The organism is Streptomyces sp. NBC_01003 (assembly GCF_045162695.1).
GTDB lineage: Bacteria > Actinomycetota > Actinomycetes > Streptomycetales > Streptomycetaceae > Streptomyces.
This window is the reverse complement of record NZ_CP108707.1, coordinates 5,333,766-5,360,411: the sequence shown is the minus strand read 5'-3', so window position 1 is coordinate 5,360,411 and position 26,646 is coordinate 5,333,766. Positions and strand designations below refer to the sequence as shown.

Here is a 26,646-nt window from a genome sequence, read left to right as displayed (position 1 = left end):
GCGGTACAGCCCGTAGCCCTTGATGTAACAGGTCTTCCGGCCCTGGGCCCCCTTCCGTACGACCGTACGATGGAGGGGGTCCATCGTTGTACCCAGGCCGCACCCAGGCCGATCCCAGGGCCGTATCTAGGAGGAAGACGTGTCGGAGGAGCTCACCCCGGAGAACCCGGAGATCGCTCAGACCGAGAGCGACGAGCCGATCAAGCAGCGCAAGAACGGCCTGTACCCGGGCGTGTCCGATGAGCTCGCCGAGAGCATGAAGTCCGGCTGGGCCGACACGGAGCTGCACGGCCTCGAGCCGATCGCGCAGGCGTCCGAGACGGCCGCCCGCCGTGCCGCCCTCTCCGCGCGCTTCCCCGGTGAGCGCATCGTCGTCCCCGCGGGCAACCTCAAGACCCGTTCGAACGACACCGAGTACGCCTTCCGCGCCTCCGTCGAGTACACGTACCTGACCGGCAACCAGACGGAGGACGGCGTCCTCGTCCTTGAGCCGACGGTCTCCGGGCACGACGCGACGATCTACCTGCTGCCGCGCTCCGACCGCGAGAACGGCGAGTTCTGGCTGGACGGCCAGGGCGAGCTGTGGGTCGGCCGCCGCCACTCCCTCGCCGAGGCCGAGCAGGTCTACGGCATCCCCGCCTCCGACGTGCGCGAGCTCGCCGGACACCTGGCCGAGGCGAGCGGCCCGGTCCGCGTGGTGCGCGGACACGACGCCGGCATCGAGGCCGCCCTGACCGACAAGGTCACCCGCGAGCACGACGACGAGCTGCGCGTCTTCCTCTCCGAGGCCCGCCTCGTGAAGGACGCGTTCGAGATCGGCGAGCTGCAGAAGGCCGTCGACTCCACCGTCCGCGGCTTCGAGGACGTCGTGAAGATCCTCGACAAGGCCGAGGCCACCAGCGAGCGCTACATCGAGGGCACGTTCTTCCTGCGCGCACGCGTCGAGGGCAACGACATCGGCTACGGCTCGATCTGCGCCTCCGGCCCGCACGCCTGCACCCTCCACTGGGTCCGCAACGACGGCCCGGTCCGCTCCGGCGACCTGCTCCTCCTGGACGCGGGCGTCGAGACGCACAGCCTCTACACCGCCGACGTGACGCGCACGCTGCCGGTCAACGGCCGCTACACCGAGCTCCAGAAGAAGATCTACGACGCCGTGTACGAGGCCCAGGAGGCCGGTATCGCGGCCGTCAAGCCCGGTGCCAAGTACCGCGACTTCCACGACGCCGCGCAGCGTGTGCTCGCCGAGAAGCTCGTCGAGTGGGGTCTCGTCGAGGGCCCGGTCGAGCGCGTCCTCGAGCTCGGCCTCCAGCGCCGCTGGACGCTGCACGGCACCGGCCACATGCTCGGACTCGACGTCCACGACTGCGCCGTCGCGCGCACCGAGACGTACGTGGACGGCACGCTGGAGCCCGGCATGTGCCTGACCGTCGAGCCCGGTCTGTACTTCCAGGCCGACGACCTGACCGTGCCGCAGGAGTACCGCGGCATCGGCGTCCGGATCGAGGACGACATCCTCGTGACCGAGGACGGCAACCGGAACCTCTCCGCCGGCCTGCCGCGCCGCTCGGACGAGGTCGAGGCGTGGATGGCTCAGCTCAAGGGCTGAACCACGCGCGCGTAGAGACGCGTTTGCGAAGTGGCCGGGCACGGCGTGACGGTGCCCGGCCACTGTCGTGCCCGGACGGGTCAGGCTTTCGTGCCCGGACGGGTCAGGCCGAGACCAGGGGCGCGTCCTCGCGCCACTTGAGCACCTTGTCGAAGCTGACCACCGCGCCGCCCCTGCCCGGTCTGTTGACGAAGTGGACGTGGTCCGCGAGCTCCTGGATGAGACAGAGTCCGCGGCCGTGCTCGGCGTGGTCGGGGGCGGGCTTGAGCAGCGTCGTGCCGCGGCCGCGCAGGGCAGGGAAGCCGGGACCGGAGTCGGCGACCTCGATGCGACAGGTCTCGCCCTCCAGGTAGGCCGTGACCCGGTACGCGCCCGCCGGATCGTCGGGGTCCGGATCGCCGCCGTGCTCGACGGCGTTGGCACAGGCCTCGGTGAGCGCGACGGACAGGTCGTACGAGATGTCGGGGTCCACGCCCGCGGTCTCCATGGTGTCGATCAGCAGGCGTCGGGCGAGCGGAACGCTCGCGGCCTCGCGGCGCAAGTGCAGAGACCACCAGATGCTCATGCTCCAGCCTCCAGGCCGCGGCTCGACATACCGATACGTATTGCCGCAACGACCCCTGTGCAATCGCGCGTTTCGCGTGATACCGCCCATACGGCGGACGCGCGGACCGGTGGCGGCGGTGTACGGAGTCGGCTTCAGCGGTGTCCGGAGTCGGCTTCAAGGGGGCGGGGCGGAAGATTCCGGACCTTGTGGACCTGCCGTATGAGGCGGGTAAGCCCAGTGCGATGATGAGCCCGCCATGTCTGCCCCCCACCAGCGCGAGGCGCGCACCGGAACGGATGTCCGGCTGCTGAGGGCCGCGGTGTTCACCGCGGTCTGCGTCGCGTTGTCCGCGGCCGGACATGTGCTCGCCTCGTGCGCCACCGTCCCGCTGTGGACGTTGGGCGTCGGGTTCCTCGCGGTGTTCGCCGTGGCGGCGCCGCTCGCCGGGCGCGAGCGCTCGCTGCCGGGCATCGCCGCCGCTCTCGCGGTCGGCCAGACCGGTCTGCACACCCTCTTCGGAGTGGGCCAGCACGGCACCATGACGATGGCGCAGACCGCACAGGAACCCTCGGTCGTGGAGCGCGCGGCCCGGCTCATGTGCGGCTCCGGCATGGCCGCGATCAGCCCCGCGCAGGCGCAGAAGATCCTGTCCGACGCCGGCGTCGAACCCGGTTCCGGAACGGGCATGCACCACCACACCGCGACCGGAGCGGTCACCTCCATGCCGCTGCTGCCGTCCCTGCCGATGCTGCTCGGGCACCTGCTCGCCGCAGTCGTCGCGGGCTGGCTGCTGCGCCATGGAGACCTCGCGCTCGGCCGGCTCGTCCGCCTCTCGGCGAACTCGGCGCATGGAGTCGCCCAGGGGGCGCTCGTCCGTTCCCTGCGCGCCGCTCTCGCTCTCGTACGCGCCCTCAGGGCCGGTCTGCCCGGGGCCACGGAAGCGGCGCCCCATGTGGTGCCCATCGACCTCCTCGCGCCACTGCCCCTGCGCACGACGGCACTTCAGCACTCGGTGATCAGGCGCGGCCCGCCCGCGGGAGACGCGTTCCGTCTCGCTGCCTGACACGACACACGTACTCCACGCGGGGCCCTGCACGGGCTCCCGCACAGCGCGGAGGAGTGTCGTGCGGCACGCGCGCGTGCCCCGTTCCCGGTGCGCGCACTCACCGTTCGCCTGATCTCGCTGAATCCGAGTGGAGTGGTTTCTGCCATGAAGAAGATTTCCCGCGTCGCCGCAGTCGGTGCCACCGCCGCGTCCGCCGTCCTGGTGCTCTCCGTCCCCGCCTTCGCACACGTGAGCGTGCAGCCTGAGGGCGTCGCCGCCAAGGGCGGCTACGCCGTCGTGAACTTCAAGGTGCCGAACGAGCGCGACGACGCCGCGACCACCAAGGTCGAGGTCAACTTCCCGACCGACCACCCGCTGGCCTCGGTCATGCCCGAGCCCATCCCCGGCTGGACCGCCAAGGTCACCAAGTCCAAGCTCGACAAGCCGCTGGAGATGCACGGCGAGAAGATCGACCAGGCCGTCTCCCAGGTCACCTGGACCGCCGAGGGCTCGGGCAAGGACAAGGGCATCCAGCCCGGCTTCTTCCAGAAGTTCCCGCTCTCCATCGGGCAGCTGCCCGAGGACACGGACGAGCTCGTCTTCAAGGCGATCCAGACCTACGACAACAAGGATGTCGTGCGCTGGATCGAGCCGCAGGCCAAGGGCCAGGAGGAGCCGGAGAACCCGGCGCCCACCCTGGAGCTCTCGGCCGCGACCGAGGACCACCACGGCGGCGCCGCGGCCGACGACAGCGCCAAGTCGGATGACGACAAGGCGGCCACGGCCGCCTCGTCGGACAGCTCCTCCGACGGCTCCTCCGACAGCGACACCACCGCACGCGCCCTCGGCATCGCCGGCATCGTCGTCGGCGCCGCCGGCGTGGCCTTCGGGGTGCTCGCGGGACGCCGTCGTACCAACAGCTGAACCAGCCGCGGGTGTGCACCGGGGCCGGCGCAGACGTCGGCCCCCCGTGGCCGCCGGCCGACCCCGGTGCACACCGGCCCGCCTCACATCTGGGACATTTTTCTATGCGCTCTCCCCGTAAGACCCCGCACACAGGTCCTCGCCAGGCCCTCCGCAAGAAGACGCTGCTCGCCGCCGGGCTCATCGCCGCGGCCTCGCTCACCCTCTCCGCCTGCGGCAGTGGCGACGACAGCGACAACCCCGTGGCCGAGGTCTCCGCCGAGACCGGCTCGAACAAGGCCGCGACCGTTCTCGACTCGCCCTTCAAGAAGCCGGACCTCGTCCTCACGGACACCCACGGCAAGAAGTTCGACCTGCGCGAACAGACCAAGGGCAAGCCCACGCTGATCTACTTCGGCTACACCCACTGCCCCGACGTGTGCCCCCTGACGATGAGCAACATCGCCGTCGCCAAGAAGGCGCTGCCGAAGGCCGAACAGGACAAGCTCCAGGTCGTCTTCGTCACCACCGACCCGGACCGCGACACCGCGCCCGTCCTCGGCAAGTGGCTCAAGGCGCAGGACCCCGACTTCATCGGCCTGACCGGCGACTTCGCCACGATCCAGGGCAGCGCCCGCACCCTCGGCATCTCCATCGAGCCGACGGAGACGGACAAGAACGGCAAGCTCGTCTCGATGCACGGCACCCAGGTCATCGCCTTCTCGCCGAAGACCGACGCCGGGTACGTCCTGTACGGCGAGGACGCCACCGTCGACGACTACACCAAGGACCTCCCCAAGATCATCAAGGGGGAGCAGCCGTGAGGCGTGCACCGCTCGCCCTCGGCGCCACGGCGTTGGCGGCCGGGCTCGCCCTCACGGCCTGCGGCTCGGGCGACTCGTCGGCCTCGGCGTCCTCCGGCAAGCCCGCGGTAAAGGTCGGCGGAGCGTTCATACCGGCGCCTGCGGGCGGCGACATGGCGGCCGGCTTCTTCATCGTGCACAACAGCGGCGGCGCCGACACGCTCACCTCGGTGACCAGCTCCATCGCCCAGCAGGTGACCCTCCACTCCACCAAGGGCGGGGTGATGAGGGAGCAGAAGTCCTTCCCCGTCCCGGCCGACGGCGAGCTCGACTTCGAACGCGGTGGCAACCACCTCATGTTCGAAAACCTCAAGCAGACGCCGAAGGAGGGCGACAAGGTGTCCGTGAAGCTGCACTTCGCCAAGTCCGGCACCGTCACGGTGACCTTCCCGGTGAAGGCCGCCACCTACAACCCGACGGCCAAGTCGGCGCACTCGTCGATGTCATCAAGGTCGTCGGTGTCGTCGATGTCGTCGATGTCGTCGATGTCGTCGATGGCATCGCACAAGTCGCACACGTCGCACACGTCGCACACGTCGCACTGAGGGGCTGACCGTTCGTGAAGACCATCGCTCCCCGCTTCCGGCACCTGTTGCTGCTGCTCCTCGCCGTCACCGGCGCCCTCCTCGCCGGCGCCGCGCCCGTCTCCGCGCACGCCGCGCTGACCGGGAGCGACCCGAAGCAGGGCGCGGTGGTCGAGCAGGCCCCCACGCGGGTGTCCCTGACCTTCTCCGAGGAGGTCGCCATGTCCGCCGGCTCCGTACGGGTCCTCGACCCGGCCGGAAAGCGCGTCGACACCGGCAAGACGACCGACCTCGGCGGCACGACTTACGGCGTCCCCCTCCACTCCGGGCTGCCCGACGGCACATTCACCGTCGCCTACCAGGTCGTCTCGGCCGACAGCCACCCCGTCTCCGGGGCGTTCACCTTCTCCATCGGCGCCCCCTCCAAGACCACCGCGCCACTGCCCGACCAGACCGCGGGCGGCGGCGTCGTCGGCGGGCTCTACGGCATCGCGCGGTACCTCTCCTACGGGGGGTTCATCCTCACCGTCGGCGGCGCGGCCTTCGTCCTCGCCTGCTGGCCGCGCGGAGCGGGCGTACGCCCCGTGCAGCGGGTCGTGGTGGGCGGCTGGATCACCCTCACCGGCGCGACCCTCGCCATGCTCCTGATGCGCGGCTCCTACACAGGGTCCGGCGCGGTCGGCGACATCTTCGACCTGACCCTCCTCGGGCAGGTCCTGCAGACCAAGTCGGGCGCGGCACTGGTGTCACGGCTCCTGCTCCTCGCCGCCGCCGCCCTCTTCATCGCCGTGCTCTTCGGCGCGTACGAGAAGCGGACCGACCCCAAGGAGAAGAAGGACCTCACCTTCGGGCTCGCGATCGGCGGCGCGGTCGTCGCCGCCGGTCTCGCCGCCACCTGGGCGATGGCCGAGCACGCCTCCACCGGCATCCAGGCCGGACTCGCCATGCCCGTCGACGTCCTGCACCTGCTCGCGGTGGCGGCCTGGCTCGGCGGGCTCGCCACCCTGCTCGTCGCCCTGTACCGGGCGCCGTCGATCGAGGCCACCGCCGTCCGGCGGTTCTCCCGGGTGGCGTTCTGCGCGGTCTCCACTCTGGCCGCGACCGGGCTCTACCAGTCGTGGCGCCAGGTCGGCTCCTGGTCGGCGCTCACCGGCACCCGTTACGGGCAACTGCTGCTGCTCAAGATCGGGCTCGTCGCCGTCCTGGTCGGCGTCGCCTGGATCTCGCGGAAGTGGACGGGACGCCTGTCGGAGGGCCTCGCCCCGGAGGCCGCCGCAACAAGTCTGATCGAGGAGCGCACGCGGTCTGAGGAGGCGGTGACGGTACCTACTGGCGGCGCTTCGAAGGGGTCGTCGTCCGGGGAAGGGGGCAGTGGCGAAGTGGGTTCCGGCTCCGGTGGCGATACGGGCTCCGGTTCCGGTGGCGATACCGGCTCCGGTGCTGGTAGCGATAAGGGTTCCGGCTCCGATGTCGACGACGAGCGGTCCGCCCAGCTCGCCCGCCAGCGCGCCGCGCTCGCGACCGCTCGCGAGAAGCGCATACGGGACGCCGACCCGGGCCGCTCCGGACTGCGTCGCTCCGTACTCACCGAGGCCGGCGTCGCCGTCGTCCTGCTCGTCGTCACCACCGTGCTCACCTCCACCGAGCCGGGCCGCACCGAGGAGGAGGCCAAGGCCGTCACCGCGGCGGCCTCCCAGCGGTCGGGGCCGCTCTCCCTGAAGCTGCCGTTCGACACGGGCGGCCAGGACGGCAAGGGCACGATTCTCCTGGACATGGATCCCGGGCGCACCGGCAGCAACGACATGCACATCTATGTGGAGCGCCCCAACGGCAAGGCGTTCGACGTCCCCGAGGTGAAGGTCTCCTTCACCCTCGCCGCGAAGAAGCTCGGCCCCCTGCCGGTCGTTCCCGACCACATCACCACCGGACACTGGAGCGCGAGCGGCGTACAGATCCCCGTGGCGGGCGACTGGAAGATCGCGATCACCGTGCGCACATCCGACATCGACCAAGTGACCGTCAACAAGAACGCGAAGATCGGCTGACCCCCACCATGGCTGACTCCGAGAACCGGACCGACTCCGGCATCTCCCGACGGCGGCTGCTCGGCACCGCGGGCGCGACGGGCCTCGCCCTGGGCTCCGTGGGCGGCGCCGCGGGGTACGCGACCGCGTCGTCGAACTCCCCCGACGCCGCCGCGTCGTTGACCTCCCTCGGCGCGGACCGCGTGATGTTTCACGGGAAACATCAGCCCGGCATCACGACCCCGACGCAGTCCCGCGGGCATCTGATCGCCTTCGATCTCGCACCGGGCGCCGGACGCAAGGAAGCTGCTGCCCTGATGCGACGCTGGTCGGCCACCGCCCAGCGTCTGATGGCCGGGGAAGCCGTCGACGACTCCGACACCGACGTTGCCGGTGACGCCGGTCCTTCATCGCTGACGCTCACCTTCGGCTTCGGCCACAGCTTCTTCTCCCGTACGGGGCTGGAGAAGCAGCGCCCGGCGGCCCTCGACCCGCTGCCCGACTTCTTCTCCGACCACCTCGACAAGGCCCGGAGCAACGGCGACCTGTGGGTGCAGATCGGCGCGAACGACGCGCTGGTCGCTTTCCACGCCCTCCGCGCGGTCCAGCGGGACACGGGGCAAGCGGCCAGGGTGCGCTGGCAGATGAACGGCTTCAACCGCTCGCCCGGCGCCACCTCCCACCCCATGACCGCCCGCAATCTCATGGGCCAGATCGACGGAACCAACAACCCGAAGCCGACCGACGCCGACTTCGACAAGCGGATCTTCGTGCCCTCGTCGGGCGACCCCGCCTGGATGGCCGACGGCTCGTACGCTGTCGTACGGCGCATCCGCATGCTCCTCGACGACTGGGAGAAGCTGTCGGGGAAGGCGCAGGAGGACGTCATCGGGCGCAAGAAGTCCGACGGCGCGCCCCTGACCGGCGGCACGGAGACCACGAAGCCGGACCTGGAGAAGACCGGCGCCGACGGCAAGCTCGTCATACCCATCAACGCCCACGCGCGCATCACCCGGCCCGACCAGAACGGCGGCGCCGCGATGGTCCGCCGCCCGTTCTCGTACCACGACGGCATCGGCCACGACGGGGTGCCGGACGCCGGGCTGCTCTTCATCTGCTGGCAGGCGGACCCTCTGCGCGGCTTCGTGCCGGTGCAGCGCAAGCTCGACCGGGGAGACGCCCTGTCGGACTTCATCCGTCACGAGTCGAGCGGGCTGTTCGCGGTGCCCGGCGGGGCAGCAAAGGGCGAGTACGTGGGGCAGGCGTTGCTGGAGGCCCACTAGGGTGACCAATATGTCAGCCAGCTACGCGTATCTCGGCCCTCAGGGCACCTTCACCGAGGTTGCTCTGCGCACGCTCCCGGAGACCGCCACCCGGGAACTCGTTCCGATGGTGTCCGTGCCCGCCGCACTCGACGCCGTACGCAACGGTGAGGCCGAGGCCGCGTTCGTGCCGATCGAGAACTCCGTCGAGGGCGGCATCACGACCACGCTCGACGAGCTGGTGGCCGGCGAGCCGCTGATGATCTACCGCGAGGTGCTGCTCTCCATCACCTTCGCGCTGCTGGTCAGGCCCGGTACGCAGGTGTCGGACATCAAGACGGTGACGGCCCACCCCGCGGCTCAGCCGCAGGTCCGCAACTGGATGAAAGCGAATCTCGCCGAGGACGTGATGTGGGAGTCCGCGGCGTCGAACGCGGACGGTGCGCGCCTGGTCCAGGAGGGTCGCTACGACGCGGCGTTCGCGGGCGAGTTCGCCGCGGAGCGCTACGGCCTGGTGCCACTGGTCACCGAGATCCATGACGCGGAGAACGCGCAGACGCGCTTCGTCCTCGTCGGCAAGCCGGCCCGCCCCGCCGCGCCCACCGGCGCGGACAAGACCTCCGTGGTCATCTGGCAGCGCGACGACCACCCGGGCGCGCTGCTCGAACTGCTCCAGGAGTTCGCGGTGCGCGGGGTCAACCTGATGCTGCTGCAGTCCCGGCCGACCGGTGAGGGCATCGGGAACTACTGCTTCGCCATCGACGCGGAGGGCCATATCTCGGACCGCCGCGTGGGCGAGGCGCTGATGGGGCTCAAGCGGGTCTGCCCGCAGGTGCGCTTCCTGGGCTCGTATCCGAGGGCCGGGGTCACCGTGGCGGACGTCCGCACTCCGCGGACGGGAACGTCCGACAGCGACTTCATGGCGGCGTCCGACTGGCTCGCGCGCTGCCAGGACGGCCGTTTCTGACGCCTTTGCGTTCCAGTCGGCGGCGCCTTCGGAGATACGGATTCCGGCGCCTTCGGGCATACGGGTGACGGGTTTCCGGCGTCTTCGAGCGCCGGATTTCGACGTCCTCAGAACCAGTCCTACCTGCAGATTTTCGCCATCCACAGAAGTTATCCACAGGTGCGCTTCTCGACCTGGGGACAAGTCGACACCATCTCACTACATGGTCGACAAATCGCCCTACAGCCCACAACTCCGTCCACAGGCGCGCACGTCACCCCTCGTCCACTCTTTTCCTTTGATCAACTCTATAGAGCGATCCATTTCCACTCGAAAGTGCGTGTGAGATGGGTTTGGATCGGGAATCCTTCGCCGCTCATGCGGCTTTCGGAACGATCTCTTCCGGCATCCACAGATCTTTCGCACAGCCTGTGGATAACTTTCCGGGGGGCCGCATTCCTGTGGACAACCCCGCCGCCAAGTCCCGCCCCACGCAAGGGGATTTGGTCAAGCGGCCGTGCCGCGTCTGCCCCATTTCGGGGAATGGGGCCCCTTTCATTGACCGGCGCCCACAGTGCCCGACCGGCCCCGAGAAGATCCATTTCGGCCACGAGCTTCGCCGCACACCGACCGCGCATTGCCGAATTCATATCCGGCAAACCGGGCATAAGGTAACGCACGGGATATCGGTTCGTGCGGTGGAACCGTGCACCGGTAGCCTTGAGGGGTGATTGACCTTCGCCTGCTTCGTGAGGACCCCGACCGTGTTCGCGCCTCCCAGCGCGCCCGTGGAGAGGACGTCGCACTCGTCGACGCCCTGCTCTCCGCCGACGAGCGGCGCAGGTCGTCCGGGCTCCGCTTCGACGAGCTCCGTTCCGAGCAGAAGTCGCTCGGCAAGCTGATCCCCAAAGCCTCCGCCGACGAGAAGCAGGAGCTCCTGAAGAAGGCCGGCGAGCTCTCCGCCGCCGTCAAGAGCGCCGAGGCCGAGCAGCGCGAGGCCGACGAGGAGACCCAGCGCCTCGCCCTCCTGCTGGGCAACATCGTGCACACGGACGTCCCGGTCGGCGGCGAGGAGGACTTCGTCGTCCTCGAGACGCACGGCACGATCCGTGACTTCGGCGCCGAGGGCTTCGAGCCCAAGGACCACTTGGAGCTCGGCGAGGCGCTCGGCGCCATCGACGTCGAGCGCGGCGCCAAGGTGTCGGGCTCGCGCTTCTACTACCTGACGGGCGTCGGCGCGCTCCTCGAACTCGCCCTGGTGAACGCGGCGATCGCGCAGGCCACCGAGGCCGGCTTCATCCCGATGCTGACGCCGGCGCTGGTGCGCCCGCGCGCCATGGAGGGCACGGGCTTCCTCGGCCAGGCCGCGGAGAACGTGTACCACCTGGAGAAGGACGACTACTACCTGGTCGGCACCTCCGAGGTCGCGCTCGCCGGGTACCACATGGACGAGATCCTCGACGCGGACAAGCTGCCGCTGCGCTACGCTGGCTTCTCGCCCTGCTTCCGCCGCGAGGCCGGTACGTACGGCAAGGACACCCGGGGCATCTTCCGCGTGCACCAGTTCGACAAGGTCGAGATGTTCTCGTACGTCGCTCCCGAGGACGCCGAGGCCGAGCACAAGCGGCTTCTGGAGTGGGAGAAGCAGTGGCTGACCGGCCTCGAACTGCCCTTCCAGGTCATCGACGTGGCGACGGGCGACCTCGGCTCCTCGGCCTCGCGCAAGTTCGACTGCGAGGCGTGGATCCCGACGCAGGGCAAGTACCGCGAGCTGACCTCGGCGTCGAACTGTGACGGCTTCCAGGCCCGCCGCCTGTCCATCCGGATGCGCGACGGCAAGAAGGTCCAGCCGCTGGCGACGCTGAACGGCACGCTGTGCGCCGTGCCGCGCACCATCGTGGCCATCCTGGAGAATCACCAGCAGGCCGACGGCTCCGTGAGGGTGCCCGAGGTGCTGCGTCCGTACTTGGGGGGCCGAAAGATCCTGGAGCCGATCAACAAGTGAGCCACCCTGCTCCGCTGGATCACCCGTTCCCGTACAAACTCGTCGCGACCGATCTCGACGGGACGCTTCTGCGGCCCGACGACACGGTCTCCGAGCGGACGCGTGAGGCGCTCACCGCGGTCACCGCGGCGGGCGCCGCCCACATCATCGTGACCGGGCGGGCCGTGCCCTGGACCCGGCACATCCTCGACGACCTCGGCTACGAGGGCCTCGCGGTGTGCGGGCAGGGCGCGCAGGTCTATCACGCCGGCGAGCACCGGCTACTGACATCGGTGACCCTCGACCGGCAGCTGGCCGGTCTCGCGCTCTCCAAGATCGAGGCGGAGGCCGGGCCGCTGGCTCTGGCCGCGAGCCGTGACGGCCTCGAGGGCGAGGTCGTCGTGGGGCCCGGCTATCAGGTGCAGGAGGGCCCCCTGCCGGTCGTCCCGTTCACGGATGTCACCGAGCTGTGGGCGGCGCCGCTGAACAAGGTGTACGTGCAGCACCCGGGCATGACCGACGACGAGCTGGCCGCCGTGGCGATGGCCGTGGCCGGTGATCTGGTGGGCGTCACGATGGCGGGCGAGGGCGTCGTCGAGCTGCTGCCGCTCGGTCTCTCGAAGGCGACCGGTCTCTCGCTGGCCGCGCGCCGGCTGGGCGCGAAGGCGGCCGACACGATCGCTTTCGGCGACATGCCCAACGACATCCCGATGTTCGGCTGGGCGGCGCACGGCGTGGCGATGGCCAATGCCCACGCGGAGCTCAAGGCCGTCGCGGACGAGGTCACGACGTCGAACGCGGACGACGGCATCGCGGTGGTCCTGGAACGCCTGCTGGGCTGACGGCCCGCCGTCGCCGCGGCCGTCCGCGGGTGCCGTTCCCTTGGGGCGCGGCACTGAAAAGTCTGGGTGGGCGGCCCGCGCACCCGAAAGGTGCGCGCTCGAAGCGGCCGCCCCGGGCAGCCTCCCCGTGAGCCGGCTCATACGGAGTGAGTAACTACTCCGGAGCCTGCCGTGGGCTGCCCTGCCGGGAGCTCGACGGAATCTTGACCGACAACGTCTCGCTCCTCTCCCAGTAGGCGGGCGCCGTGCGCGGCGCGGTCACAGAACTACTGTGCCCCTACTGGGAGTTGGGCGCCACCGAATAAAACGTGACCAGGCGCGTGGCTGGGCGTGTCCGGCCCGAACGAGAGGCTCTAGCGCTTGCGCCACTTGCGGCGGCGGGCGCGGCTGAAGAACCAGCCCGCGGGCGGCTCGTCGGAGCGCCACGGCCGGGGCTCCGGGGACTCGTTCCGCCAGCGTGCGGCGAGCATGCGGGCCCGCGCGGACGGCTCCGTGGTCTCGGCGGACCGTATGAAGTCCTCGTCGAGGGCCACGCCCTCCCATGTCTCGTCCCGCTCACGCTCCGGCTCCGCCGTCATCTCCACTCCTCCTGGAACGGGTGACCTTTCTGGGACAGATCAGCTTCCTGGAAAACGGGTCGCCCTCCCGGAAAGCAGGTCACCCTCCCGACCAGTGTCCTGATGGGAGGGTGAAGCCGCTGTCAAGAGCCGTCACTCCTCGCCGGCGAGCTTCAGCGTGCGCAGCTTCTGGCCCGCGTACCAGGTGGCGAGCACGGTGACCCCGGCGAGCAGGACGGTGGCGAGAGGGAGGCCGACGTCCGAGGTGATGAGGTCACCGCCCGCCACCTTGTGGGCCACGGCGAGGGACCACTGCTGCACGCTGAGGGTGCGCGCACCGGCCACGAGGGACCCGAAGAGCGCTTCCCAGACCAGGGCGTAGACGAGGCCGAAGACCACCGCGTGGCGCGTGATCGTGCCGAGGAGCAGGAAGAGCGCGGCGTACGCGATGGAGGCGACGAGGGCCGCGATCGTGTAGGCGACGGCGATCTGCTGGCCGTTGCCGTTCAGGATCAGGCCCGCGATGAGGGTGGGGACCGCGGAGAACACCATGGTCACGGCGATGGCGACGATCAGCTTGGTGAAGATGATCGTCGGGCGCTTGATCGGCTTCGCCAGGAGGTAGACGACGGAGCCGTCGTCGATCTCGGGGCCGATCGCGCCCGTGCCGGCGATGACGCCGATGATCGGCACCATCGTGGCGAGCGCGAACCCGCCGAGCACGTCGGCGGCGATCTGGTCGTCCGCACCGGTGAGGCCGCGCACGAGCGCGGAGATGGCGATGAGCAGGACGGGCAGGGCACACAGGATGAGGGCCCGGCGGCGGCCGAGCAGGGCTCGGTAGGTGAGCCGGGCGACAGTGGGGTCGTACATCAGGGCCTCCTACGCCGCGACCAGATACGAGAACACGGACTCGAGGGACTCGTCGGACGGCGAGACCGTGAGCAGTCTGATGCCGTGGGCCTTGGCGACCTGGGGCAGCAGGGTGGTGAACCGGCCGAAGTCGACGGCCTGGACGCGCAACGCGCCCTCCTTGAGGTCGACTTCGATGCCCGCGGTGGACGGGTCCGCGATCAGCGCGGCCGCGAGGGCGCGGTCGTCGCTGGAGCGGATGAGGTAGCGGTGCGGACGGTCGGTCATCAGGCGGCGGATCTTGCGGAAGTCACCGCCGGCCGCGTGACGCCCGGCGACGATCACCTCGATGTGGGAGGCGAGCTGCTCGACCTCTTCGAGGATGTGCGACGAGAAGAGGACCGTGCGGCCCTCGGCGCCCATGCGGCGCAGGAGGTCCATGAGTTGCATGCGCTGGCGCGGGTCCATGCCGTTGAACGGCTCGTCGAGCAGCAGCACGGACGGCTCGTGGACGAGGGCAGACGCCATCTTCACGCGCTGGCGCATGCCCTTGGAGTACGTCGAGATCTTGCGGTCCTGCGCGTACTCCATCTCGACCGTGGCGAGCGCCTTCTGCGCCTCGTGCGTGCCGAGGCCCTGCAACTCGGCGTTGGCGACGACGAATTCGCGGCCAGTGAGGAAGTCGTACATCGCCTCGCGCTCGGGGACGATGCCGATGTGACGGTAGATCTGTTCGTTGCGCCAGATCGGCTCTCCGTCGAGGGTGACCGTTCCGTTCGACGGGGCGAGGAAGCCGCCCATCATGTTGATAAGGGTGGACTTTCCCGCGCCGTTCGGGCCGAGGAGGCCGGTGACGCCGGGGGCGATCGTCATCGTGATGTCGTTGACCGCCACCACGTTGCCGAACCAGCGCGATACGTGGTCGATGTTGATCGTGGTCACAGTCCGACCTTCCGGTAGCGGCGCATCAGGAGGCCGTAGCAGCCCGCGATGAGCCCGAGCACGACGAGCAGATAGACGACGCCCTGGCCGGTCGAAGGACCGTGTCCGCCGGGGAAGGCGGAGGTGGCACCGAGGAAGGCGGTCTGCAGGCCGTCGATGAGGGTGACCGGCGAGAAGAGGCCCAGCCATGTGATCGCGCCGCTGCTGTCCTGCGAGTCGGCGATGGCCTGGACGGTGGAGACCGCTCCGTAGGAGATGGTCAGGACGGCGATGACGGCGGCGATGCCGAAGCCGCGGCGAGGGGTGACCGCCGAGACGACGAGGCCGATACCGGCGAAGAGCAGCGAGAGCAGGGCCACGGAGACCAGTCCCTGGGCGAATCCCTTGGTCTGTTCGGCGAAGTCGAGCTTGGCGAGCAGCGCGCCTACGTAGAGCACGATCAGCGGGGCCGCCGTAAGGGCGAAGAGGGCGGAGGTCATGGCCGCGAACTTCGCCAGGACGTAGTCACCGCGCTCGATGGGGCGGGAGAAGTACAGGGGGACCGTCTTGAAACGCAGGTCTCGCGAGACGGACTGGGGTGCCTGGGAGGCGAGATAGAGCCCGATGACGGCCTGCAGGAGGATCGCGTAGCGCGTGTAGTCGACCGGCAGATCCTTCATCTTCGTGGTGACGGCCACCGCGACCATGATCAGCGCGGGGGTGCACATCACTACGAAGAGCAGCATCGGCAGCACTTTGGACTTGGCCGAGCGGCCGAGGCCATAGGCGCCGCGCAGGCTCTGGGAGAAGAGCGAGCGGCGGGCGTAGGCGCGGCCGAGGCGCGGGCCGTCGTAGTGGCGGTAGCCGATGTTGTGGATGCGGGTCTGCTCACCGGCGGGGGTGAGGGACTGCTCAACCGCCATGGGTGACCGCCTCCTTCCGCTCGTTGTCCGTCTCTGAGCGGAAGACTTCCGCGATGTGGTGCCTGCGCTGCTCCATCCGGATCAGCCCGAGGCCGAGCTCGGCGACGATGTCGCGCACGAGGTCGTAGGTGTCGTCACTCTGGGTGGTGATCAGCACCGTGTGTCCGGCGCCGGGGAGCTCCCCGCCGGTCGTGGTCTCGATGCCGCGCCGGACGAAGGCCTCGCGCAACGCGCGCGTGCCGTCCGGGTGTTCGTCGGAGTCGGTGACCTCGATCGCCAGGGTCGTCGTGGTCTGGGTGAAGTCCGTGGTGGAACTGGAGCGCAGGAGCTTTCCGCCGTCGACCACGACGACGTGGTCGCAGGTGCGCTCCAGCTCGCCCAGGAGGTGCGAGGTGACGAGGACAGAGATACCGAAGTCGGCGTGGACGCGACGGATCAGGTCGAGCATGTCGTCACGGCCGACCGGGTCGAGGCCGTTCGTCGGTTCGTCGAGGAAGACGAGCTGCGGGTCGTGGACAAGAGCCTGCGCGAGCTTCACGCGCTGCTTCATGCCCGTGGAGTAGCCGCCGATGGGGCGGTAGCGCTCTTCGTAGAGGCCGACGTGGCGGAGGGTGTCGGCGGTGCGCTCGCGGGCCGCGGTGGGCGGCAGGCCCGACATGCGCGCCATGTGGACGACGAACTCGGTGGCCGAGACGTCGGGCGGCAGGCAGTCGTGTTCCGCCATGTAGCCGACGCGTTCGCGGATGGCGGCGCCTTCGGTGGCCACGTCGAGGCCGAGCACGGCGGCGCGGCCCTCCGTGGCGGGGGACAGACCCAGAAGGATCTTGATCAGAGTGGACTTGCCGGCTCCATTGGCTCCGACGAGTCCCGTCACACCGGGCCCGATGTCCATGGAGAGCCGGTCAAGCGCGGTCACCCGGGGGAACCGCTTGCTCAGGCTTTCGGTCGCGATCACAGTCACACCTCGAAGGTAGTGGCGCAGACCACACCGGTCGTCAGACCAGGGGGTTGTCCCTGTCTCAGACTCGAGTACTACGGGTCCCTAGGGGTTCCTCCCTGAGTCGCCCTCCGTGAGCTCCCGGAGTTTTCCACAGGCTCCCGTGCACACCCCTTGACGCAGCCGCCAACCATTGTCACATTCATCAGTGTCAAGTTACGAGCGCGTACGGCAACGGACCGGACACGGACGGACGGTGGCATGACCCCAGCAGTGGTACGTGAACTCTCCGCGGAGCTGCGGGGGTTCAGAGAAGTCCAGTCCCTCGCGTACGAGTGCGCGGAGGCCGTCGCGGCGCAGCTCAAGCCGGGCGTGACGGAGCGCGAGGCCGCCCGGATGCAGCGGGAGTGGCTGCGGGAGCGCGGTGTGCGCGACTGGTTCCATCTGCCGTTCGCCTGGTTCGGCGACCGCACGGCGTTCGTCGACTTCCGGATCCCGCTCCAGTTCTTCCCGACGAACCGGAAGCTGGAGGCGGGGATGCCGTTCATCCTCGACATGGCCCCGGTCTACAAGGGCTGTACGGCGGACATCGGCTATTCGGGCTCGCTCGGCCTCAATCCCGTGCAGGACAAGCTGCTCGCCGACCTCGAGGCACACCGCGAGTTGATCGTCCGCGAGGTCCGCGAGCGCCGTTCCCTGCGGGAGATCTACGAGGACGTGGACCGGCTCATGGTCCGCCAGGGCTACGCGAACCGGCATCGCGCGTACCCGTTCGGTGTGATCGCGCACAAGGTGGACCGGGTCAAGGAGCGCCGGATGTCCCCGACGCTGTTCGGCTTCGGCACGCAGTCCCTGAAGGGGCTCGCGAGCGACGCGATCCATGGGCACCGGGACGGCTGGTCCCCGCTGTGGTCGCCGTACAAGTTCTCCGACCATCCGCCGCAGCCGGGCCTGTGGGCGGTGGAGCCGCACCTCGGCTTCCGGGGTACGGGCGCGAAGTTCGAGGAGATCCTGGTCGTCACCGACTCCACGGACCCCGAACAGAGCGCGTTCTGGCTGGACGACGATCTGCCGCACGTGCGGCGCTGGGCGGAGGGCATCTGATGACGGGACTCAAGGGGCTGGCCGGAGCGCGGGAGCGCTGGGTCAGCACGGGCGGTATCGAGCTGTGCGTGGCCGAGCTGGGCGACCCGGACCGGCCCACGGTGCTGCTCGTGCACGGGTACCCGGACTCCAAGGAGGTGTGGTCGGAGGTCGCCGAGCGGCTCGCGGACCGCTTCCATGTGGTCCTGTACGACGTGCGGGGCCACGGCAGGTCGACGGCGCCGACGCCGCTGCGCGGCGGGTTCACGCTGGAGAAGCTGACGGACGACTTCCTCGCGGTCGCCGACGCGGTCAGCCCGGACAAGCCGGTCCATCTGGTCGGCCACGACTGGGGTTCGGTGCAGTCATGGGAGTTCGCCACGGTCAAGCACACCGAGGGCAGGATCGCGTCCTTCACCTCGATGTCGGGCCCGTCGCTCGACCACTTCGGGCACTGGATCAAGAAGCGGATGGCGCGACCGACGCCCCGTAGGGTGGGCCAGCTCCTCGGCCAAGGCGCCAAGTCCTGGTACGTGTACATGCTGCACACGCCCGTACTGCCCGAGCTCGCCTGGCGCGGTCCGCTCGGCAAGCGCTGGCCGAAGATCCTCGAACGCATGGAGAAGGTGCCGGCGGGCGACTACCCGACGCCGTCCCTGCCCTCGGATGCGGCCCACGGCGCCTGGCTCTACCGGGACAACGTACGGGCGCGGCTGAGCAGGCCCCGCAAGGACGCTTACGCGCACGCGCCGGTGCAGCTCGTCCTACCCCTGGGCGACATCTTCCTGTCCGAACGGCTCTATGACGAACTGGAGCTGTGGGCACCGGGGTTGGTCCGCCGCACGCTGCCGGCCAAGCACTGGGTGCCGCGCACCCGGCCGGATCAACTGTCCGCGTGGATCAGCGAGTTCGTCCTGGCGAACGAGGAGCGGGAGGCGGGCCTGCCCGCACGGCGCACGAAGGCGACGGGCAAGCACGCCGAGCGCTTCGGAGGCCAGCTGGTGCTGGTCACGGGCGCGGGCAGCGGGATCGGGCGGGCCACGGCCTTCGCGTTCGCCGAGGCCGGCGCGCGCGTGGTGGCCGTCGACCGGGACACGGAGAGCGCGGCCCGCACCGCCGAGATGGCCCAGCTCATAGGCGCCCCCCAGGCGTGGGCCGAGACCGTCGACGTCGCCGACGAGCAGGCCATGGAGAAGCTCGCCGAGAAGGTCGCCGCCGAATACGGCATCGTCGATGTGCTGGTGAACAATGCGGGCATAGGCCTGTCCGGGTCCTTCTTCGACACCACGCCGGAGGACTGGAAGAAGGTCCTCGACGTCAATCTGTGGGGCGTCATCCACGGCTGCCGCCTCTTCGGCAAGCAGATGGCCGAGCGAGGACAGGGCGGCCACATCGTGAACACGGCGTCCGCCGCGGCGTTCCAGCCCTCCAAGGCTCTGCCCGCCTACAGCACGTCCAAGGCCGCCGTCCTCATGCTCAGCGAGTGCCTGCGCGCCGAGCTGGCGGGCCAGGGAATCGGCGTCTCCGCGATCTGCCCCGGCCTGGTGAACACGAACATCACGGCGACGGCCCGGTTCGCCGGGGTCGACGCCGAGGAGGAGAAGCGCCGCCAGAAGAAGTCCTCGCGCCTGTACGGCCTGCGGAACTACCCGCCGGAGAAGGTCGCCGACGCGATCCTGTCCGCCGTCGTGCGCAATCAGGCCGTCGTCCCCGTCACGCCGGAAGCCCGCGGCGCCCACCTCATGTCCCGCTTCACGCCCAAGATCCTGCGCGCCGTCGCACGATTGGAGCCGCCGTTGTGAGCACCGAGGAGAGCGCCGGGCCCACCGGCCACAGCGAGCCCACCGGGCACACCGAGCACACCGGGCACTACGCGATCACCCCGCGCCGGGTCTCCTTCGACTGGGAGACGACGCCGCTGCACTGGATACCGGGCGAGCCCACGGCGACGCACGTCATCAATGTGCTGCACCTGCTGCTCCCGGCGGGGGAGCGGTGGTTCGTGAAGGTGTTCAAGGAGGGCCTGCCGCTCGTCGACGATCCCGAACTGCTCGGGGACGTCAAGGGGTTCATGGGTCAGGAGGCCACGCACAGCGTGCAGCACGCGTACGTCCTCGACCATCTGGCAGCCCAGCGGCTCGACACCGCGGACTTCACGAAGTACGTCGACTTCCTCTTCGAGAAGCTTCTCGGCGAGCGGCCGCCGCCGGGTGCCCCGGTCTCCACCCAGGAGTGGCTGCGCTTCCGGCTCTCCGTCGTCGCTGCGATCGAGCAGTTCACCGCGGTCCTGGGGAACTGGGTGCTGCACGCCGAAGGGCTCGACGCGGCGGACACTGACGAGGTCATGCTCGACCTGCTGCGCTGGCACGGCGCGGAGGAGGTCGAGCACCGCGCGGTCGCCTTCGACATGTACCAGCACTGCGGCGGCGAGGGCCTGCCCCGCTACGCCCGCCGGCTCGCGGGCATGGCCGTCACCGCTCCCGTGATGCTCTACCTGTGGGCCTGGGGCGCGGCGTACCTCATACGTCACGACCCGCAGCTCGCGGGACGCCTGCGCTACTCGCTGGCCGAGCACAACAGGGCGGTGCGCAAGGGGCTGCTGCCCAGCTGGCGGGAGCTGGGTGCGGCGATACCCCGCTATCTGCGGCGGTCGTACCATCCCTCGCAGGAGGGGTCGCTGCGCAAGGCCGTCGAGTATCTGGCGCAGTCGCCCGCGGCCAGGACGGCGGCGGGCGCGATCGGTCGGACCGCTCTGTCCTAGGGTCTTTCGTTCGGTCCGGCCGCACGCGGTCGACGTCCGGAACACGGGGCGCGCCGCCCACACAGCACGGCAGAGGGATGTGAAGCGTGACGGAGCAGGCTGTGGCCGAGTACCGGATCGAGGACCTGGCGCACCGCAGCGGCGCCACGGTCCGCACCATCCGCGCCTACCAGGACCGCGGGCTGCTCCCCCGCCCCGAGCGGCGCGGCAGGGCCAATGTGTACGGGGACACGCATCTGGCCCGGCTGCGGCAGATCGCCGACCTCCTCGACCGCGGGTACACCCTGGCCTCGATCAAGGAACTGCTCGAGGCGTGGGACGCGGGGCGCGGCCTCGGGGGTGTGCTCGGCCTGGTCGCGGAGGTCGACGGGCCGTGGACCGACGAGAAGGCCGACCGGATCTCGCGCGCCGATCTCGCGGCACGGTTCGGGGGCAGCGAGGACGAGGCGGCCATCGCCGACGCGGTGGCGCTCGGGATCCTGGAACAGATCCCCGGACACGACGACGAGTTCCTGGTCCCGAGTCCTCAAGAGCTGGCCGTGGCCGCCGAGTTGCATGCGTCCGGCGTCCCGTTGCCCGCGATCTCCGGTCATCTGAGGGAGTTGAGGGGTCAGATCGAGCACATCGCCACGCGTTTCCTGGAGTTCACGACCGAGCATGTCTTCGCGCGCTACCTCGGCCCGTTGCCCCCGACGGACGCCGAGGCGGCCGAGGCGGCCTCGCTCGTTCGCAGACTCCGGCCGCTCGCGCAGCAGTCGGTCGACGCCGAACTGGCGCGTGCGATGAAGCTGTTCGCCACTCGGCACCTCCACCGGCACCTGTCTGAGGGCCCGGTCACCTCGCCCGTGGAGGAGGCCCATTCGGTGGCTCTCCCCGGTGCCACGATCCGCGCCGTACAGAACCTCGTTGGTGCTGAGAGGGTCCCCGAGTTCATCGCCGCTGCGACCGAACGGGAAGTACAAGCAAGAACATTGGATACTCTGACCTCAAACCACCGCAATGCACCCCCAGTTGACTAAATGCCGCCAATCGCTTGACGGTTGTCCACAGAATCGCCAAATCTCCTGTGGATAACCGGACTTGGCTGTGGATCAAACCTGCGAACAGAAAAATCACGTGCACAAGGAGTGAGACGCCCGCCACTCTGACGGGATGGATGAAAGACGCACCGTCAAGGTGTCGAAGTACCTCTCGAAGCATCTGCGGCATCAGCCGGAGCGGATCGGACTGACCCTCGACGAGGGCGGCTGGGTCGAGATCGGCACGCTGCTCGCCGCGGCCGCCGCCCACGGCTTCCGCATCACGCGGGACGAGCTAGACCACGTCGTCGCCGCCAATGACAAGCGGCGCTTCGCGATCGAGGGCTCCCGGATCCGCGCCAGCCAGGGCCACACCGTGGACGTAGACCTCGGACTGCCCCCGGCGACCCCGCCCGCGTACCTCTACCACGGCACTGTCGCCTCGGCCCTGGACGCCATCCGCGCCGAGGGGCTGCGGCCCATGAGCCGGCACGACGTCCACCTCTCGCCCGACCGCGAGACCGCCACCCGCGTCGGCGCCCGCCGCGGCCGCCCCGTCGTGCTGTCCGTCGACGCGGGAGCGATGCACCGGGACGGCCACACATTCCGCGTCAGCGCCAACGGCGTCTGGCTCACGGAGGCCGTCCCGCCTCGCTACCTGCGGTTTCCTGGCTGAGACCGACCGGACCCGCGAGACGCGGAGCCCCACGCGCCCTCACCCCCGGCCCGCGCCCGGCGCACGCCGCTTAGGCTCTGAGGCATGAACGATCAGCCCCGTCAGCCCACGCCCGCCCTGCGTCTGAGCACCGTGATCCTGCCCTACCGCCGCTGGCAGGAGGGCAGCCGAGCCGCGTGGCAGCGCGCCGAGGAGCTGGGCTTCCACACCGCGTACACCTACGACCACCTGGCCTGGCGGACCTTCCGCGACGGGCCGTGGTTCGGCGCCGTGCCGACCCTGACCGCCGCCGCGTCCGTCACGGAGCGGATGCGCCTCGGCACGCTCGTCACCTCGCCGAACTTCCGGCACCCGGTCACGCTGGCCAAGGAACTGATCTCCCTCGACGACATCTCCGGTGGCCGGATCACCCTCGGCATCGGCGCGGGCGGCAACGGCTTCGACGCGACGACGCTCCTGAAGGCCGGCGAGGAGCCATGGTCCCCGCGCGAACGGGCCGACCACTTCGCCGAGTTCGTGCCGCTGCTCGACCGGCTGCTGAGCGAGGACTCGGTGACGTACGACGGTGAGTTCTACTCGGCCCAGGAGGCGCGGAACATCCCAGGTTGCGTGCAGCGGCCCCGGCTGCCCTTCGCGGTGGCCGCGACGGGACCGCGCGGACTGAAGCTGGCCGCCCGGCACGGGCAGGCGTGGGTGACGACAGGCGACCCGAAGCTGTTCGAGACGGGCACGCCCGAGGAGTCGATTCAAGCCATTCGCGGACAGGCGGCCAAGCTCGCCGACGCCTGCGCCGAGATCGGCCGGGACGCCGCCGAACTCGACAAGGTCCTCCTCACCGGGTTCACCCCGGACCGCAGCCGTCCGCTGGAGTCCGTGGACGCCTTCGTCGACTTCGCCGGCAAGCACGCCGCCCTGGGCATCACCGAGATCGTGATCCACTGGCCCATCCCCGACTCGGAGTTCGCCGCCGACCAGAAGGTCTTCGAAAGCATCGCCACGGAGGCCCTCGCCCAGCTCGGCTGAGGGACCACAGCGACGCGGCACAAGCGTTGGGGCGCCTGCGCGAGGACCGTACTCATCTGCGCGCCCCACCGCACGCCCGTGCGCGCATATGCGGGACAATAGTGCGGTGACCTCACCGACTCCTCGGCCCTGGACCCCGGCCGCCAACGCCCCCGCGCCCCGGCTCGTCGCCACGGACCTGGACGGCACGCTGTTGCGCGACGACAAGTCCGTCTCGCCGCGGACGGTCGCCGCGCTCGCCGCCGCCGAACGGGCGGGCATCGAGGTCTTCTTCGTGACCGGCAGGCCGGCCCGCTGGATGGACGTCGTCAGCGACCACGTGCATGGCCACGGCCTGGCGATCTGCGGGAACGGCGCGGCCGTGGTGGACCTGCACGGCGGCCCCGGCCGCCACCGGTTCGTAAAGGTCAGGGACCTCGCGCCCGAGATCGCCCTCGACGTCGTACACATCCTGCGCGCCGCCGCGCCGGGCACGGCCTTCGCGGTCGAACGGACCGGCGGCCTCCACCACGAGCCGACGTACCCGCCGCTGCACCTGGACGCGGGGGAGAGCGTCGCCGCCGCCGAGAAGCTCCTCGCCGACGGCTCGCCCTGCGCCGACCAGCCCGTCCTCAAGCTGCTCGCGTACCACGCGGACCTCGCCCCCGACGAGTTCCTCGCCCTGGCCCGCGAGGCCGTCGGCGACCGCGCGGCGATCACCCGCTCCAGCCCCAGCGCGCTCCTTGAGATCAGCGGCCCCGGCGTCTCCAAGGCCAGCACCCTCGCCCTGTGCTGCGCCGAGCGCGGCATCACAGCGGCCGAGGTCGTCGCCTTCGGGGACATGCCCAACGACGTGGAGATGCTCACCTGGGCGGGCACCTCGTTCGCCATGGGCAACGCGCACCCGGAGGTGCTCGCCGCCGCGTCGGGCCACACGGTGCCCAACAACGAGGACGGCGTGGCCGCGGTCATCGAGCAGATCCTGGCGGCGCGTCGGCCCTCCGGGGACGGCGCATCGGGCGACTCCTAGAAGCACTGGAAGAAACGGTCCCCCGCACGTGGGCCCGCCCCGCGCACAGCCCCCGTGCCCCCCTGGAGCGGCACCCCGTGCTGCCCGAGCCAGGGGGCACGGGGCGATCCCCGACCCGACGTACGGCGTGAGGCGGACCTCGGAGGGCAGGTGCGGCCCTGTCGAGTTGCCGCTCGTCCCCGACTGTCCGATCCACTGCCCCGTACGCACCCGCTCCCCGCTTCTGCGCCTTGTCCGCCTGGGCCTGCGCCTGGCGCTGCCCTCCTCGTAGCGCTGCGACGCCGCGGACGCCTCCTCGTGGAGCGCACCACCTCGGCACTGGTCCCGGCCCCTCGGCGCCATCGGCCCCTTCGGACACCTCGGACCCTTGGGACGCCTGCGTGCGGGCCCCGGCGAACGCGATCAGCGCGCAGCAGCAGAACCGGTACGGCAAGAGGACGACTACGGCGTCGGCGCATGTCTCGGATCGTGCCCGGGGCGTACGGGGGCGGCCTGTTGAACTCGTACGCCTGGGGAAGCGGGTGCCCCGTACGGCTCAGACCGTACGCCCGAACAAGGCCCGGCTCAGCGCTTCGTCGTGCCTTCAGTGAGGCGCCTGCCAGATCACCGTCGTGCCGCCCCCGTCCTCGCCGATGCCCGGCCCGTACCAGCTGTCGCCGCCCAGGGAGTCGGCCCGCCGCTTGAGGTTCTTGAGGCCGCTGCGCCGGCCGCCCTCCGGGATGCCGACGCCGTCGTCGGCGACCGTCAGCCGGACGCCGGGCTGCCCGTCGGGGAGCGTGACGTTCGCGTCGACGACCACGTCGATACGGGCGGCCTCCGCGTGCCGGAACGCGTTGGACAGCGCCTCTCGCAGGGCGGCGATGAGGTTCTTGCCGGTGAGTTCGCCGACTACGGTGTCGACGGCGCCGGCAAAGTGGTGCGTGGGTTTGAAGCCGAGCGGCACGGCCGCCATGTTGATCTCGCGCAGGACCCGTGTGCGCAGGCCCGACGGCGCCTCGGCGGGCTCCTGCTGGAGCGCGAAGATCGCCGTGCGGATCTCCTGGATGGTGACGTCCAGCTCGTCGACGGCCCTGCCGACACCGACCTGCACCTCGGGCACGACGGACCCGCGCTGAGCGCTCTCCAGCATCATCCCCGTGGCGAACAGGCGCTGGATGACGAGGTCGTGGAGATCGCGGGCGATCCGGTCGCGGTCCTCGTACACCGCGAGCCGCTCCCGGTCGCGCTGCGCCTCCGCCATCATCAGCGCGAGCGCGGCCTGCGACGCGAACTGGGTGGCGAGGGTGCGCTCCGCGTCGCTGAAGGGCCGGGCGCCACGCGCGCGTGGCGTGACGAGGGTGCCGAGGACGCGGCCGTCGCTCTGGAGGGGCAGCATCATGGCCGGTCCGTATTCGTGCGCGAGATCGGTCAGTATGCGCGGGTCGGTGGACGCGTCGTCGATGAACACGGCAGCGCCGCCCAGGAGTTGGGTGACGATCTCGCTCTCGGCCGGGATGATCACGCCGAGGGCCTGCGACGGCTCGTCCGACGAGACGGCGACGATCTCCATGCCGCCCTCCTCGGCCGGCAGGAGGACGATGCCGGCCGACGAGCCCGACAGGTGTCTGGCCTGTTCGGCGACGACCTGGAGGGCATCCTCGGCGTCGCTGCCCGACAGCAGGGCGGTCGTGACGGCCACGGACCCGTCGATCCACCGCTCGCGCTGCCTGGCGGCCTCGTACAGGCGCGCGTTGCCGATGGCGATGCCGGCCTCCGTGGCGAGGACGCGGACCATGTTCAGGTCGTAGTCGTTGAACTCGACCCCGCCCTGCTTCTCCGTCAGATAGAGGTTGCCGAAGATCTCCCCCTGTACGCGGATGGGGACGCCCAGAAAGGTCCGCATCGGCGGGTGGTGGGCCGGAAAGCCGCAGGAGCGGGGGTCGTCGGCGAGGTTCGCGAGGCGTACCGGGTCCGGGTCGTTGATGAGCGCACCGAGGAGCCCGCGGTGGCCGTCGGGCAGCCGTCCGATGAGGTCCGCCGTGTCTACATCGACCCCGTGGAAGACGAAGTCCGAGAGAGCCTCGCCGTTCTCCGAGACGACGCCGATCGCCGCGTAACGGGCGTCGGCGAGCTCGGCGGCCGTCTCGCAGATGCGGTCGAGGGTGGATTGCAGCTCCGGACCGGTGCCTACGGACCGCATCGCTTCGAGCAGTTGCGGCACCCGCGCGGTCAGCTCGGCGGACAGCCCCTGGAGCCCGCGCGTCGCCTGCGTCGCCGCCTCCAGAGCGTCGGAGGAGTCCCGCTCGCCGTCGGACGGTGGGGTGGCGCCGGGCACCGGAGCAGCTGACATGCCTTGA

The 26,646-nt window shown here is 70.2% G+C and carries 24 protein-coding genes and 1 pseudogene; 17 read left to right on the top strand and 8 right to left on the bottom strand.

The features are described from left to right. Positions 1-139: 139 nt before the first annotated feature. The gene (locus OG698_RS24555) at positions 140-1,609 is read left to right on the top strand and encodes an aminopeptidase P family protein (RefSeq protein WP_406105453.1); all 1,470 of its coding nucleotides are present in this window, start codon (positions 140-142) and stop codon (positions 1,607-1,609) included. A gap of 103 nt (positions 1,610-1,712) precedes the next feature. Here the strand turns inward: OG698_RS24555 and OG698_RS24550 are convergent, their stop codons facing one another. Continuing rightward, on the bottom strand, positions 1,713-2,174 hold the full coding sequence (locus OG698_RS24550; RefSeq protein ID WP_329572283.1) for an ATP-binding protein: 462 nt from the start codon (positions 2,172-2,174) through the stop codon (positions 1,713-1,715). Between the two features lie 238 nt (positions 2,175-2,412). On the opposite strand from OG698_RS24550, the gene OG698_RS24545 reads away from it, so the two are divergent. The 9 genes from OG698_RS24545 to OG698_RS24505 all read left to right on the top strand — a co-directional run bounded on the left by OG698_RS24545 (position 2,413) and on the right by OG698_RS24505 (position 12,549). After that, a complete protein-coding gene (locus OG698_RS24545; protein ID WP_406105451.1) occupies positions 2,413-3,219 on the top strand; it encodes a hypothetical protein in 807 nt (268 codons plus the stop codon). Between the two features lie 147 nt (positions 3,220-3,366). Beyond that, complete coding sequence (locus OG698_RS24540) at positions 3,367-4,125, top strand: YcnI family protein (RefSeq protein WP_406105449.1); 759 nt, start codon at positions 3,367-3,369, stop codon at positions 4,123-4,125. Between the two features lie 104 nt (positions 4,126-4,229). Then, positions 4,230-4,928: an SCO family protein gene (locus OG698_RS24535; protein ID WP_406105448.1), complete on the top strand. Its 699-nt coding sequence runs from the start codon at positions 4,230-4,232 to the stop codon at positions 4,926-4,928. After that, positions 4,925-5,512 carry a copper chaperone PCu(A)C gene (locus OG698_RS24530; RefSeq protein WP_406105446.1) on the top strand — a complete coding sequence of 196 codons (588 nt, stop codon included), beginning with the start codon at positions 4,925-4,927 and terminating at the stop codon, positions 5,510-5,512. Before OG698_RS24535 ends, OG698_RS24530 begins: the two co-directional genes overlap by 4 nt. A 14-nt stretch (positions 5,513-5,526) precedes the next feature. Continuing rightward, on the top strand, positions 5,527-7,536 hold the full coding sequence (locus OG698_RS24525) for a copper resistance CopC/CopD family protein (protein ID WP_406105444.1): 2,010 nt from the start codon (positions 5,527-5,529) through the stop codon (positions 7,534-7,536). 8 nt (positions 7,537-7,544) lie between these two features. Continuing rightward, positions 7,545-8,798, top strand: coding sequence for an iron uptake transporter deferrochelatase/peroxidase subunit (gene efeB / locus OG698_RS24520; protein ID WP_406105442.1), 1,254 nt, complete (start codon positions 7,545-7,547; stop codon positions 8,796-8,798). Between the two features lie 10 nt (positions 8,799-8,808). Next, positions 8,809-9,744: a prephenate dehydratase gene (pheA, locus tag OG698_RS24515; RefSeq protein ID WP_406105440.1), complete on the top strand. Its 936-nt coding sequence runs from the start codon at positions 8,809-8,811 to the stop codon at positions 9,742-9,744. A 706-nt stretch (positions 9,745-10,450) separates the two neighbouring features. Further along, positions 10,451-11,728 carry a serine--tRNA ligase gene (serS, locus tag OG698_RS24510; RefSeq protein ID WP_383088939.1) on the top strand — a complete coding sequence of 426 codons (1,278 nt, stop codon included), beginning with the start codon at positions 10,451-10,453 and terminating at the stop codon, positions 11,726-11,728. After that, a complete protein-coding gene (locus tag OG698_RS24505; RefSeq protein ID WP_406105438.1) occupies positions 11,725-12,549 on the top strand; it encodes an HAD family hydrolase in 825 nt (274 codons plus the stop codon). The genes serS and OG698_RS24505 overlap by 4 nt, the downstream gene beginning before the upstream one ends. A gap of 353 nt (positions 12,550-12,902) precedes the next feature. Here OG698_RS24505 and OG698_RS24500 read toward each other — a convergent pair whose 3' ends face one another. The 5 genes from OG698_RS24500 to OG698_RS24480 all read right to left on the bottom strand — a co-directional run bounded on the left by OG698_RS24500 (position 12,903) and on the right by OG698_RS24480 (position 16,757). Then, positions 12,903-13,127 carry a hypothetical protein gene (locus OG698_RS24500; RefSeq protein ID WP_406105435.1) on the bottom strand — a complete coding sequence of 75 codons (225 nt, stop codon included), beginning with the start codon at positions 13,125-13,127 and terminating at the stop codon, positions 12,903-12,905. Positions 13,128-13,259: 132 nt separating this feature from the next. Then, positions 13,260-13,979, bottom strand: coding sequence for an ABC transporter permease (locus OG698_RS24495; RefSeq protein ID WP_100597167.1), 720 nt, complete (start codon positions 13,977-13,979; stop codon positions 13,260-13,262). A 9-nt stretch (positions 13,980-13,988) separates the two neighbouring features. Continuing rightward, a complete protein-coding gene (locus OG698_RS24490; RefSeq protein WP_356277260.1) occupies positions 13,989-14,900 on the bottom strand; it encodes an ABC transporter ATP-binding protein in 912 nt (303 codons plus the stop codon). Beyond that, on the bottom strand, positions 14,897-15,802 hold the full coding sequence (locus OG698_RS24485; protein ID WP_399969217.1) for an ABC transporter permease: 906 nt from the start codon (positions 15,800-15,802) through the stop codon (positions 14,897-14,899). The genes OG698_RS24490 and OG698_RS24485 overlap by 4 nt, the downstream gene beginning before the upstream one ends. Next, positions 15,792-16,757 carry an ABC transporter ATP-binding protein gene (locus tag OG698_RS24480; protein ID WP_406111253.1) on the bottom strand — a complete coding sequence of 322 codons (966 nt, stop codon included), beginning with the start codon at positions 16,755-16,757 and terminating at the stop codon, positions 15,792-15,794. Before OG698_RS24480 ends, OG698_RS24485 begins: the two co-directional genes overlap by 11 nt. Positions 16,758-17,000: 243 nt before the next feature. Here OG698_RS24480 and OG698_RS24475 point away from each other — a divergent pair, with 243 nt between their 5' ends. From OG698_RS24475 to OG698_RS24445, 7 genes are all read left to right on the top strand, one after another. Next, positions 17,001-17,843 (top strand): M24 family metallopeptidase, encoded by an 843-nt coding sequence (locus tag OG698_RS24475; protein ID WP_406105433.1) that lies wholly within the window; start codon positions 17,001-17,003, stop codon positions 17,841-17,843. Continuing rightward, entirely contained in the window at positions 17,843-19,624 is a 1,782-nt protein-coding gene (locus tag OG698_RS24470; protein ID WP_406105431.1) for an SDR family oxidoreductase, read from the top strand. The genes OG698_RS24475 and OG698_RS24470 overlap by 1 nt, the downstream gene beginning before the upstream one ends. 74 nt (positions 19,625-19,698) lie before the next feature. Beyond that, positions 19,699-20,583 carry a metal-dependent hydrolase gene (locus OG698_RS24465; RefSeq protein ID WP_406111251.1) on the top strand — a complete coding sequence of 295 codons (885 nt, stop codon included), beginning with the start codon at positions 19,699-19,701 and terminating at the stop codon, positions 20,581-20,583. A gap of 86 nt (positions 20,584-20,669) precedes the next feature. After that, positions 20,670-21,602: a MerR family transcriptional regulator gene (locus tag OG698_RS24460; RefSeq protein ID WP_406105429.1), complete on the top strand. Its 933-nt coding sequence runs from the start codon at positions 20,670-20,672 to the stop codon at positions 21,600-21,602. A gap of 133 nt (positions 21,603-21,735) precedes the next feature. Next, positions 21,736-22,278 carry an RNA 2'-phosphotransferase gene (locus OG698_RS24455; RefSeq protein WP_399969210.1) on the top strand — a complete coding sequence of 181 codons (543 nt, stop codon included), beginning with the start codon at positions 21,736-21,738 and terminating at the stop codon, positions 22,276-22,278. Between the two features lie 84 nt (positions 22,279-22,362). Beyond that, positions 22,363-23,301 carry an LLM class flavin-dependent oxidoreductase gene (locus tag OG698_RS24450; protein ID WP_406105427.1) on the top strand — a complete coding sequence of 313 codons (939 nt, stop codon included), beginning with the start codon at positions 22,363-22,365 and terminating at the stop codon, positions 23,299-23,301. A gap of 88 nt (positions 23,302-23,389) precedes the next feature. Continuing rightward, positions 23,390-24,310, top strand: coding sequence for a Cof-type HAD-IIB family hydrolase (locus tag OG698_RS24445; protein WP_406105425.1), 921 nt, complete (start codon positions 23,390-23,392; stop codon positions 24,308-24,310). 65 nt (positions 24,311-24,375) lie between these two features. On the opposite strand, the pseudogene OG698_RS24440 reads toward OG698_RS24445, so the two are convergent. Next, positions 24,376-24,529 (bottom strand): annotated as a pseudogene (locus OG698_RS24440) (M23 family peptidase); the annotation flags it as partial. 364 nt (positions 24,530-24,893) lie between these two features. Further along, complete coding sequence (locus OG698_RS24435) at positions 24,894-26,639, bottom strand: GAF domain-containing sensor histidine kinase (RefSeq protein WP_406105423.1); 1,746 nt, start codon at positions 26,637-26,639, stop codon at positions 24,894-24,896. Positions 26,640-26,646: the final 7 nt, after the last annotated feature.